This is a genomic window from Enterocloster alcoholdehydrogenati (genome assembly GCF_013282095.1).
Lineage (GTDB): Bacteria > Bacillota > Clostridia > Lachnospirales > Lachnospiraceae > Enterocloster > Enterocloster alcoholdehydrogenati.
The window spans coordinates 20,488-32,699 of sequence record NZ_BLTJ01000001.1 but is presented as its reverse complement, the minus strand read 5'-3'; the positions used below and the strand labels follow the sequence as shown (position 1 = coordinate 32,699).

Below are 12,212 nucleotides of genomic sequence, written 5' to 3'. Positions count from 1 at the left end.
ATCTCCTTTTTAAAAATTCAGCCGTTCTTCTTCCGACAGCCCGCTGGTATCCGGGGGCGTACCAGGCGCGGCTATGAGGCCTTCTGCAAAATGGTCCTCTGTATTTTCCTTATCATAATGATAGAATCCACTTCCCTCGTTACCATTTCTCCATCTGGGCTTGTCCTCATCTCCACACCAGGCAGCAAAACGATTGCGGATAATCAGAAGGTAGCCTCCGTCTTTGTCCCTTACAACTCTTCTCTTTCCTTCCACTACTTTTCCAGAGGTATCCACAACCTGATAATAGATATCTGATCCGTCTTCTACTTTTACGACGCCGTATCCATATTCCTCATCCGCGTCCAGACGAAGGCCGTTGATATAATACCTATCCTCTTTTTTCTGAAGGTGGTTCCGATTGCCAAAGGCCTTTCCATTGGAGGCAAAGCCAAAATGAAATACTCCGTCATCCAATGCTACTGCAATGTCCTGTCCTGTTTTCATGGAGCCATCATTGAGTTCATCCGGTGAGAACAGATACAGATCTGTTTTTTCAATGCCGTAAATGTTTCCCTCAATAAAATCCTCTGAACTCCAGTTATCCACATCATATTGAGCAACAAATTCCGACTTTCCGTCGAACAGCACAAATCCTGTCTGCATTCTGCCGATCCCGTCAAATGCATAGGAACGTCCGTTGATCCTGCGAATACTGTCCCGATAGACCTGGCCGCTGTTATCTGTATGCCACCAGCTGGCTTCCTGATCATAGTAATCATCCATATCAAGATTTTGTGAAGGGTACATCCAAAACCAGGTGTTTTTCAAAAGCACGCCCCCATCATATCCGGAATAATATCTTGCTGAAACATCACTGCTGGGATTGCTCTTATCTGCATTGTTAATACTGGCCACCTTACTCCACCAGGGAATCATGACGCCGTTCTCATCAAAGCCATACTGTGCGCCATTGATCGTCTTTTGCCTCAGGCGGTCGCCATTGCTTTTCACCTTCTTTGAATGGCTGTCAAAGAAAATCCACATCTTTTCATAATCCATGTAATTCCTTCCTGCCACCTCGCTGTCAAGATCCGATCCCCCGATTCCTTCATCTATATTTCCATAGTCCAGCCACTCATCCGTCAGGAGCCTGCCATCTGCTCTCGCATAATAAACACCTTCAACAAACGGTGCATCTGAATGGTCAATCATATTCCCATCCTCATCAAACCACCCTGACAGCATTTTTCCATTTTCATCAAATATATAAGTGCCGTCTCCAATTTTTCTTTTAAATCCGCTGCTCTTACGCCTGCAGCCCTTTCCGTCCGCGCCGAAATAGTACCATCCTTCTTCAAATTCATCTCCGGCCCCATTGTCGACATTCACAAAAATCCATGCGCTTTGCGCCATCCTCCCTTCATCATCCACATAGTAATTAGAATCCTTGTCCCGGAATATGCAGTGCTTTAAGAGCGTTCCATTTTCAGACAGAAAATACCAGCTATCCTTTGACTTTTTCCAGGTCAGAGTCACTGGCTGACCATCGGGATCATAATAACTCCATTCTCCGTCTGCCGCCTTCCAACCTTCTGCCGCCTGAGCTGTGCCCAAAAATAAAATCGTGGAAAATCCTACAGACAGCGCAAAGGCGGCAGCTGCCGTTATCTTTTTTTTCATACTTTCCCTGCCTTTCTCAAAACTTTAATATCTATAAATAAACCGCCACAGTCACTGAATGCTTTTCGCCCGATTCTTATAGGCAGAAAACATATCTGCATACCGGCGGGTTTTACCAGTCAGACACTCTGTTTCTATTCTTCCCTCAGGAGACGCGCATTTTTGGATATCCCAGGCGCAGCCTCTGTTCATTTTGCTTCTAAGAATGCCTATATCTGTAAATTCAAGAATATTGTATCTATTTTTGAGAAAAAAAAATTGTAGAATACGCTTTCACCATGTATATATCTGCATTTATTTTAAGGGAATAGTAACAATTCAGAATAGGGCCTCTTCTTAAATGCCTTTCGGCACTCCAGAAACATCTTTGGGAAGATGGAAATGTGGATACAGATGCAAAATTATGCTTATAAGCGAGCTTAATGCCTGTTTTCTCGCTTTCCGAACTGTTACAGGGAATTAAAGATTATTGAAGTGAGATATTGGAAAATAAACAGGTTGAATCAAATCAGTCATTCTATCCGGCAGAAAGTATGTTCTTTTTATGGCAAAATAAAAACCCCTTGATTTTACAAGGGGTTTTTACAGCCACTGGCCGGACTCGAACCGGCGACCCACGCATTACGAACGAAAATATTACTCCTAATGCATAATATTTTTATTGTATTTCCATTGTTTTTGAGAGAGTATAATGCCTTTTTGTGTGGCTATTTTAGGTTTAAACTATAAATTTCTTATAGCTTAGTAGTCAAATAGTAGTCAAATCTTAAAATCATTTTGTTAATCCCGGCCACCGCAACGCCCCGTCCTGATCAGGTGTCAGCGTCACCGGATCATTAAGCATCCGCCCCTGATCGTCCATGATATACCACTTACCGTCTATGGTCTGCTGGCCTTTGACCATAGCCCCGTCAGCGCCCAGATAATACCAGTGATCCTGATACTTATACCAGGTATCATACACCATCATTCCTGCTCCGTCAAACCAGTACCACTTTCCATCATCCTGATACCAGTCATTTTTTACTGGTTCCCCTGTATTACCCAGATAGTACCGCCAGCCGCCATCTTCCTGCTGCCAGCCGGCTTTCTTTTCCTTGGCCTGGACAATCGACCAGTCCGGCAGCCCGTAGCCAAGAATTTTCCCATAAGACCGGTTATAAGCCTTCCGGCACACCCCGCCGCCGTTTTCAATCACGCCGGATGCACCGGACGTATTACCCTCAATGGTCTTGATCCGCGTTGCCGTCACCTCTGTAACGATCCCTGTATGATAGGCTCTCTGGCCGTTGGTAAAGAAGATCACTGCCCCAGGCTCCGGCACCGCGGCCCACCGGCCTGCCTTTTTAAACTGATTGACCCCTGTGGGGCAATAATGGTACAGGCTGCCGCCCAGAAGTTTCTTAGCAACCTCCAGACCAAATGCCTGCACAAATACCTCTGATACGAACATGGCGCACCAAGGCTGGGCCTGCAGGTTCTGACCGGTGTGTGTCTTATAGTCCCTGGCAAAGCAAGTGAAATTGCCGCTGCCGGCATTGGCCGTAAAATCATCCAGCTGGGCGTTGCTTTTCTTTTCCAGATAGCCGTCCCAATGGGCGGCCTGATCAATGAGTTTCTTTACTGCGTTTTCCATATGTCTTTGCCTCCAAATAAAAAAGCCCGGTACAAAACCGGACAAAAATCATTTTCAGGTATCTTGCTTTTAAAATCTGCATATGCTATAATGCCAGTAGGCAAAGAGATACAACAGTGCAGCTGTTATGTATGCACCAACAAAAACCCCAGAGCGGCAACTCTGGGGTTTTCTTTACCGTTAGAGGTGGAACAAACCCAGGCTAGTTGTCATCGTCCCCACTATCTAGCCATTTGATGATGTAGTGGCAGGCTACACCACCCAAAATAGTGGTCAAAAGAGATACAACAAATTCTGTCATGCATACACCCCCTTTCCGTTGCCGGATTGGGTATGACAACATAGGCATTATAGCACAGCGGCAGTTATACCGCAATCAAAATATAGGCCCCAGGAATCTCTAGGGGCCTGTCTGCGTTGCGACGTCGCACGACTCTACTTATTCTTTCTTTATTCCCTCTTCTGGGGTATCCACTACCGTTTCAATCTTTTTCTTTATAAAACGTAATACCGGACTTAATACAGGAATTGCCACTCCTGTTGCCTCACAATTCTCCGTAATACTGATCAACTCATTGATTACCAGCCAAGACGCCACCATCGCGGAGAACAGCAGCGGAAACGCCATTTCAATATGTAAGTTGGCTGCTACATAGGAAATCATACAGTCTACTCCGTATCCCACAAAAATCAGTATGTACATCATTACTTTTTTCACAATACCCGCAAATGACTTTTCGCTTGTAATCTTTTCCCCATTCACCTTTGATGCTGCCATCCCCGTAAAGTAGTCAATGATATTGCAGGGGATCAGCAAAGCTAACGGGATTGCCAGCACTCCAAAGAAACTGAAAAACGCTCCGATAGCTGCACTTATTGTGTATTCAATTGCTTTAGCTTTCATCTTATACCTCTCATTCTTATTTTTCAGGATTTTCTTTCAGCCATTTTTCTGTTTTCTTACGCCAGAATTTAGGTACATCTTCTAACGTGATCTCTCCTGCCCGGATCTGTGTTCCATAAAAAGCTCCCATTATGCCTCACCTCCCTCTGCAAACGCTCCAACCGTTTCTCCCAGATCTCCGATAGCGCCATCCTGAATCTTCTGACCAGTCTCAACGCTGTCCAGACGCTTTTCTATCGCGCTTTTTTCCCGCAGATTGTATGTAGTGGTTACGGCTCCATCTGCATCCACTGTGGACGTTTCAGATACCAGCATAAGATTTGTATACGTTCCAACTGTCAGCCCGCTTCCGTTCTTGATCTGTACCTCTGCCAGGTTCTCCTCGGTCAGTTTCTGCCAGACCTGCAGCATGGCCGTTCTGTCAGCTGCTGCTACCTGGATCGCTGCAAGAGATGCACCCGCCTCCAATTCCACTGTGGTTCCATCCTTTAAAATCATTGTGTCTTTCATTTCATAGTCCTTTCCGCCTCTTTATCAAGGCATAAAAATAGGCCCTTAAATGGGCTGGTTTACGGGTTATCTTCCTTCACAAAATAATCATTTGCTAATTAACGAGAATCAGATATTATTCTTGTGTTACATTGATTTTATAGGTGTTCCCATGTGCATACCACCGAAGAAATCCATCTTCATGTAGATACAAGGTTCCATTGATTTGTCCATTGTTTATCAGATCTATCGCTGCTCTACTATATGGATTTATGTCTGTTCGGGCTGTTATCTGAAATGTTCCCTTGGAAGTACCAGTTGAACCAGAAATTATTTGAAGGGCAGGGATAGAATCCGAAATTATCTTTTGGGCCTGCGTAAAACTGTTTTCTTTATCTAATGCTGCATACTGTTTTGGAATATCAGACATATTGCTATTTTGTTGAGTGATCTGATCCTGGAGATTCTTGCCAAAAGCAGCATCAAGTGGATACTTTCCCGGTTCGTTGCACAAGCCATTATTTACAAGCTGGCCAGCATGAAGGATAAATGACATTCCAGCTTTAAAGTTCTTGTAAAATGTAATAGGATTCATTTTACTGACTACCTTCTCAAGGAATGCTGGAAAGCTTGTAATCCCTTCTACCGTTCCACTATCGTCAAATTCCGGTTTATACAGACCTTGAATTCCTTCTTCCATATTGTTCAAATGTTCCGCATCAATATCTGGTTCTGAATCATTCACCCAATGTGTAGGTATATATTCCTTCTCTGCCATGTTTTCTCTCCTTACTTTTTACACTTCAACTCTCGTAATGTCAGATTGGCAATCGCTATACTTGACGTAGTACGCATACTAAGCGATATGTATAGGTACCTGCTTCCTGTAACTGATGCCACATTAAGCGTACGGTTGCTGACATTGCCATTTGTGTCTGGTATTTCACGCTGCCAGTAAGTTCCAAGTCCTTCGTGATAAGTTTTTCCAGAGCCACTATCAGCCCTTCTATAAATATACTCCGTTTCATATCCTGTCGCTGCCAGAATCGAACATCCACCTGTTGCATTATCCAGAGAATACCGCAATTCAATCTCATTGATTTCGTCAAAATTCAATGGCCTGTTAAAAACGATTGCCGTTGTTACATAACGTGTATCCAGCGGATTTTCAAGATGCAGATTATCGCGTCCGAACGTCACATCTCCCACATAATATTCTCCGGCTTTTCTTCCAAATGCAGGAAAAGAGTTTATCGATTGGCCAGGAGCAAATACGCCATTATAATATGGAACCATAGGATCGTTGTTCTCATACCCTTCATAAGCTCCGATAATTGTGTAGTCACCAAGTTTTATAACTGCCCCCTTTTTTATATTAAAGGCATTTAGATTTGGTAGCCCTGCTATGACTACATCTTCTATCATATATTTATCCTTTGTCTCTACTGTCTGCTGCTCGCCGCTAGGAATTATATATTGCTGTCCCATGGTCGGAATGTTTTGCACAATCCTGCTGCCTGCGGCATAGTAGCCTGCTGCCGACTGATACTCCCCGTTAATTGTCAAGACATGATCAGCGGCATCAATGATCGGCATGGTGCCTATCTGTTCTTCATCGCTGCCCTGTCCAATAAAAGTTTTGCCCTTTTTTACATACCCTGGCTTAGCCGTCAATCCACGGATGTCTAAAGCCGCACCTGTATTCTTTATTATACACTCCACCAGTTTTCACCACCTAATCTACGAAGCCTTCAAATTTTCCCGTATACGGACCTATCTGCACACCTTTTTTTATTACATCTTCCGATATTCCCTGTATAGCAGCTATGACCACATTTCCAGTCATATATGCCCCTTTCACTCCTGCCTTTAGCCCATTGATTGTTGGAACTATATATTGTGGTCCAATTACCGGAATTTCCTGCGTCACTTTCACAGAGCTGGCGTGGCCTTCCGGGATCGTATAGGTCCCATTGATGGGAAGTTCTGCTTGAACTGTACCATTTTCTACCATACTGCCAACTGCTGCATTCTCACTTTCATTTCCTACAAAAATATACGGAGGCAGAACATCTTCCCTTTTTGCAGTTAAGATTTCATTGTTAAAAGCACTTCCGTTATATACCCGGCACTCTGCCATAATTTATACCCCCTTTATCATGATTGAAAAATCTACAGTGGGCCTTGAACCATAGCAATACAGCATTATAGTTCCTTCTCCACTCACAGCACGATCCACATACCCAAACGCCTTTTTTCTGTTTTTGGCCACATCTACAGACGGAGAATCCCCAAGCCAGGGCCCCCCGACCGACGGGCTATCCTCTGCCGTAATCCCTGGAACAGATATTTTTTGCGAATATGGAACAGATTGACTCCAATTATTGGCAGGTACATTTATCACACTCTGCCCCTTTAGTTCTGCATCCAGATCTTCGATCTGTTTTTTTGTTGTTTTTATTTTCTCATTTGCATCATTGATCGCTTTGTTTGTTACATTGATATCATTAGAAGAAAATATATCCCCTTCCTCTGCATAGTCCGTTACATCGTCAAAGCTGATAGTACCATCTTCATTCTCGATCATCCGGTATTTGCGGCGTCCTGAAAATTTATCATCTCTGTAAGTAGTCTTTAAACTCATATGTTTATGCTCCTGTTTCCAAATGTACGTTTTCCCAAATGAAAGGATAATCTATATGGACCAGGAAATGATTTTTCAATCAAATCTCCTATATCAAATATAATCTTTTCAATAAAATTCGCCTGATAAACAGACGCAAACGTGATTTTCTCTGGGGTCTGCGGGGTACTGGGAAGCGTATAGTAAGCCTCCCGAATTGTTATAAGATTAGTTCGCAGCCGATCCATTTCCCTATCTGTTCGTTGGTTTTCGGGTTTCCAGTTAAGTTTGTTATCTGTAACATTCCTGTATCCATATTTGTTTAACACATAAGAAACCCATTTGATCGCTGACTCAATACGATTTAAATCCCTGTAATCAATATACGCTTTGTCTGTCAGTTCCTGTACATCTGCCGCCACACGGTCAAAAATCAGCGCATCCAGATATTTACTCATGTATTACCACCTCCGCCCGGATTTCTTTTATTCCAAACTGATATGATATGCTTTCGATCGTTCCTTCCCTCTGTCCATCATATGCAGTATCAACACCTACTACTTGTCCCAGCATCTTATTTGACAAAAGTACGTCACCCCTTACGTTTTCAGCACGCTGGTAATATTCATACACACGGTTCAGAACTTCTTTTGCATTGCCTGTATGTACCAGAGTAGCACTTAACACCTCTTTTACATTTTTATTGAACACAATAGCAGGGTTCTCTTTTAAAAGCGATGTCGTCAAGTGCGTATATTTTTTGCCCCTAAGAATCACTGTCTCCCCTGTGCCTTTAATCACGGCATAGTTATCGCCATGCTTAACCAGTTCTCCGCCAGTAACCGACAAATCATAATGCGGTTCTGAAAAAATAACTTCCGCTGTACCATTTAACACATCATTATAAAGTTCTTCTGTCTCCTCTGATGGCTGGTATGTATGCACAGAAATCCTTATACCTGTAACTACATCGCTGTGTTCCAGCGTCAAACCATCAAATGCATCTGCCTGGGTAAATGTCCCTGACAATTCCGTTTGATGCGAATAAATCATGACCCCATCATAATTACTCGTATCTACCACTGCCCCAATCGCAAAGGCAACCTGTACCAGAGCGTTTCGTTTCGTTGTATATGGGATGTGTCCGAACAATGGAATATCTGACAACGTATCATCCAGAAGATAGCCAAAATCTTCCCCGTCAAATATCTGCCCGATCACCACTGCCGCTGTCTGTCCGGTGTAAATCCCTCCAGTAAATTCATTTCCATCCAGCACGCCAATAGCATCATGACTGTCCATCTGGTAGTCTGTCCGGTTTTTTCTGGCACCGTTTTTCAGATAAAAGTTTCCGATCCTCTGCCCGTTAAAATACACCGCAAGTTTCTGTTTCTTTTGAAAGTCAAACGGTATATTGGTTTCTGTCCGTACCGTAAAATTCAGTGTATTGACACTGATATTTTCGCTGATTGCGTTGACTTCCTGTAAGCAGGAGGTTGTTAATAGTTCATCGGAAAAGAAATCACGGTATATCCCATAATCAATCCTTGTAATAAATACCGGACGAAATGGTTGTGATGTTTCGTAAAACGTAATCACAATTTTATCGTACAGCTGCACATAATTACTGCAAAAGTACCGTACTGCATCCGGCATAAATTCCATGTCGGACAGCAGTTTGCCTTCCGAATACCATTTAACCCTCAGCTTTGTACAGTAATCGCCTGACATCATATTAAACGTCAACAGAAGGCCAACACTTGTAAATTTTTGGCTAAACATTACGGTAAGTTCTGGGGATTTGGTCACCTGTCGCAATGTACTGGATGGAAATACAAACAGGCCTGGTTTGAGCTTTTTGCTTGGGCGCACGCCTGCAGAATTTATTATCTTTGCCAGACGGCCGTTTTCATCTGACACCTCATCCGATATATACCCGTAATTTTCTGCATCATCAGGAAAATTGACATACTTACCATTCATCAACGCAAATCTCGGAAGGCACAAGGAGTACCCTGGATAGATCAGGTCATCTCTTTTAAGTTCTGGAAATGCCTTCTGGACGACTGTCTTTTGCGGCACCAGCCCATTGCCTGGATACAGCCCCTTCCGCGGGCGCAGGCCGGACTGGATCACCTGAGGGCTGCTGTGCTCTTTTGCGTATGGCGCCACATCGTCATATACAATCTTTAACCCTTCTGTATTTTCTGCCGCGTCTGAGCGGATTGACTCTTTCAGGAACATCTCTCATGGCCTCCTCTGTGGTTCCATGGCTACAAAGTATATGGACAACCCGCTCCACAGGTTTTTCCCTTTGATCCGTTTCATTTTATCTTTCCCCTGTGTCACATAGGCTTCAAATGTTAGATTCCTCTGCGCGTAAGGAAATGTCATCTGATGGGATCTGACAGGAGCGGATATGATTTCATAAAATGTATCATAGTCATCCCTATATCCCGGATAAGGTTCAATCTCCAGCGTGTAATTATAAAAAGTACCGGCCACTTCCCGATACATACCGTAGTTTTGAAGTCGTCCTGAGTTCTTCGTATCCGTTACCGAGAATCCCCTTTCGAGACTCATTACATTCACCCTAAGTTCTACGCCATCTATAGAAAATATCGTTTCGGTCATGCTTGCCCTTCCACCACCATTCTCACACCAACGCGTTGTTTCTCCTGATTATTAAATTTATAAACCAACTGTCCAAACTTTGTCCCATCTATAATCAAGTCTGCCCGCAGTGTGTTATTTCCACCGACTCCACCCATTTCCTCGATTGCTTCTTTAAAAGCCTGTTTCATGGCAGGGATCGGACTGACAATCTCTGTATCACGGTTATTATCTCCCAATATAGCCGCAAATTCTCCCGCACGCGGAGGTACTACCGTGCCTGTAGCCAAACGGGGGATTCCGTGTAGTGACAGTTCATAAGCTGATACAGGATAGCCGTTTCTGCCTCTGGACCCACTATTGGAATATCCAGACGACGCGGCACGCTTACCTGCGTTGATAGCTATTACAGCGGCAGCAACTCCAGCTGCGATAGAGGCTGCCATCACGGCTGCTCCAGCTGGGCCAGATAACGCTCCCAGAGCAACTGCCAGAATTCCCGCGGCGGATGCCAGCGCCAGTACACCGGTAATAACTTTCTCTGTTGGAGTCATAGAGTCCCAATTCAGAGCCAATACAGAAATTAAAGAAATAATACTGGATATAGCAAGTGTCAAAGGGCTTATACTTGATACAGTCCGAGATAACATAACGATCACCTGTTCGCCAATTGTTATGAAACCGCCCAGTCCACTTATGAGTTTAGCTATCCCTGTAACAAATTCCGTGATTTTCCATGCCGCAAAAAACGCCAACACCGCCAACGTTATATTGGCTACCAAGGTCTGATTCTGTGAAATCCAATCAGAGAATCTTGTAAGCCATTCTACCAGTTTTTCAAGGGCTGCTATGATAAGCTGCCCCGTCCACTGTCCAAGCGGCTGCAGGAATTCATCCCATAACCATAATGCCAATGGTTTCAGCGCATTCAAAATTGAGGACAGTACCTTTAAAGCTGCCGATATCAAATCAAAAGCGGCGGGCACGGCATTCTCCAATCCCCACTTTGCCAGCGGGAGAAGCACGTCACTGAGAAACCACAAAAGCAACTCACCTATTGCATTCACTATGGGGCGCATATTCACTAATACCCCATCAAAGGACACAAGGAGCGGAGAAAAATCAAGGGTCGCCGACCATGTTCTAATTTCCCCTGTTGCATCACGAAAAAATCCAGTTACCTCCAGCAAAAGATCGCCCAGATGGCGCATGATAAGCAGGCCTGTATTCCCACTTGTCCATGCCTCATCAAATCCCTGTGCCAAGTTCCCAACTGTATATAAGAGATTGGAAATAGAAATCAGAACGTCATCCGTTACAGCCTTCCCGTAGCCCTCTTTTTCCCACACAGTCATAAATGTACTGCCTACATCGCTGCCCAACTTTTTTAGCTGGTTAAGGGCAAATTCTGCTGCGTCCATAACTGCAGATCCGTTTTCATCCCAGGACTGCTGCATAGGGTCAAAAAGCCCGGAAAGGATTTCCTTTACCCTATCCGCAAATTTTACGATATCCGTTTCAATCTCTACAGTTTCAAACATCTGATCCGGTGTTGGAGGTTTGTATGTTTCTGCTGACTGAGCATCACTTCCCTGTGCCTGTATCAGATCATCAAATGCAAATGTCAGTTTTTTAGTTGCCTTTTCCTTCTCTTTTAATTCATCATTGGATTCTTTTAAAGAGGCTGCATAATCTTCCTCCACATCCACAGCCTTTACAAAGGTACTTTTTCCTGTCAGGGCAGCGATAAACTGCCCTGCATAGGTCGCCCCCATAGATAACAGATCAATAATCTGCTTTAATGCGGGGGCTGCCACCTGTAATGCCGGCGCAAATGCCGTTGCAAAGCTGTTTTTAAGCCTCGTATTAGCTGACATAAGCAGGGATGCGCTTTTATTGGTCTCGTCTGAGTACCGGGCCAGATTCTGGAAACCTTCTTTTATCTGATTCTCGATCATGCTTATAGAACGAAAAACCAGTGAAAAAATAATGGAACGCCCCAGGGTATTTAATCCTTTCCCAGTGCTTTTTGCGGACTTTCCCGCTTTATTTAGGGAATTTCTCATTTGATTTGCGGATTTGTCGACCCGTTTCTGCCCCTGATCTGCGTTCAAAAGAGAACTTTTATATTTCTCTGCCGCTTTTTTAGCCAACATCAGTCCCCTGTATGCCTTATCATACTCTGCATCTCCCAGACCAAGCCCTTTTCGCTCTGCATAATACAGTTTTTCTTGATAGTGGTCTAACTCATCCTGCAGTGTACGGAACTTAAAATCTGTACTGCC

At 43.9% G+C, this 12,212-nt stretch carries 12 protein-coding genes; all 12 read right to left on the bottom strand.

What is annotated here, in order from left to right; all coding sequences use genetic code 11:
- Positions 1–9: 9 nt before the first annotated feature.
- Positions 10–1,662 carry a cell surface protein gene (locus HW447_RS00195; RefSeq protein ID WP_176253313.1) on the bottom strand — a complete coding sequence of 551 codons (1,653 nt, stop codon included), beginning with the start codon at positions 1,660–1,662 and terminating at the stop codon, positions 10–12.
- Between the two features lie 772 nt (positions 1,663–2,434).
- The gene (locus tag HW447_RS00190) at positions 2,435–3,298 is read right to left on the bottom strand and encodes a CHAP domain-containing protein (RefSeq protein WP_176253312.1); all 864 of its coding nucleotides are present in this window, start codon (positions 3,296–3,298) and stop codon (positions 2,435–2,437) included.
- A gap of 439 nt (positions 3,299–3,737) precedes the next feature.
- Positions 3,738–4,202 carry a phage holin family protein gene (locus HW447_RS00185; RefSeq protein ID WP_176253311.1) on the bottom strand — a complete coding sequence of 155 codons (465 nt, stop codon included), beginning with the start codon at positions 4,200–4,202 and terminating at the stop codon, positions 3,738–3,740.
- Positions 4,203–4,331: 129 nt separating this feature from the next.
- Entirely contained in the window at positions 4,332–4,712 is a 381-nt protein-coding gene (locus HW447_RS00180; protein ID WP_176253310.1) for a hypothetical protein, read from the bottom strand.
- A 115-nt stretch (positions 4,713–4,827) separates the two neighbouring features.
- Positions 4,828–5,469, bottom strand: a complete 642-nt coding sequence (locus HW447_RS00175) for a hypothetical protein (RefSeq protein ID WP_176253309.1) — start codon at positions 5,467–5,469, stop codon at positions 4,828–4,830.
- An 11-nt stretch (positions 5,470–5,480) separates the two neighbouring features.
- On the bottom strand, positions 5,481–6,413 hold the full coding sequence (locus HW447_RS00170) for a hypothetical protein (RefSeq protein WP_243176161.1): 933 nt from the start codon (positions 6,411–6,413) through the stop codon (positions 5,481–5,483).
- A 13-nt stretch (positions 6,414–6,426) separates the two neighbouring features.
- A complete protein-coding gene (locus tag HW447_RS00165; protein ID WP_176253308.1) occupies positions 6,427–6,831 on the bottom strand; it encodes a hypothetical protein in 405 nt (134 codons plus the stop codon).
- A gap of 3 nt (positions 6,832–6,834) precedes the next feature.
- Entirely contained in the window at positions 6,835–7,335 is a 501-nt protein-coding gene (locus HW447_RS00160) for a hypothetical protein (protein WP_176253307.1), read from the bottom strand.
- Positions 7,332–7,772 (bottom strand): hypothetical protein, encoded by a 441-nt coding sequence (locus tag HW447_RS00155; RefSeq protein WP_176253306.1) that lies wholly within the window; start codon positions 7,770–7,772, stop codon positions 7,332–7,334. Before HW447_RS00155 ends, HW447_RS00160 begins: the two co-directional genes overlap by 4 nt.
- Positions 7,765–9,558, bottom strand: coding sequence for a hypothetical protein (locus tag HW447_RS00150; RefSeq protein WP_243176160.1), 1,794 nt, complete (start codon positions 9,556–9,558; stop codon positions 7,765–7,767). The genes HW447_RS00155 and HW447_RS00150 overlap by 8 nt, the downstream gene beginning before the upstream one ends.
- Positions 9,559–9,561: 3 nt before the next feature.
- A complete protein-coding gene (locus HW447_RS00145; protein WP_176253305.1) occupies positions 9,562–9,948 on the bottom strand; it encodes a hypothetical protein in 387 nt (128 codons plus the stop codon).
- Entirely contained in the window at positions 9,945–12,083 is a 2,139-nt protein-coding gene (locus HW447_RS00140; RefSeq protein ID WP_408609669.1) for a hypothetical protein, read from the bottom strand. Before HW447_RS00140 ends, HW447_RS00145 begins: the two co-directional genes overlap by 4 nt.
- Between the last annotated feature and the right edge of the window lie 129 nt (positions 12,084–12,212).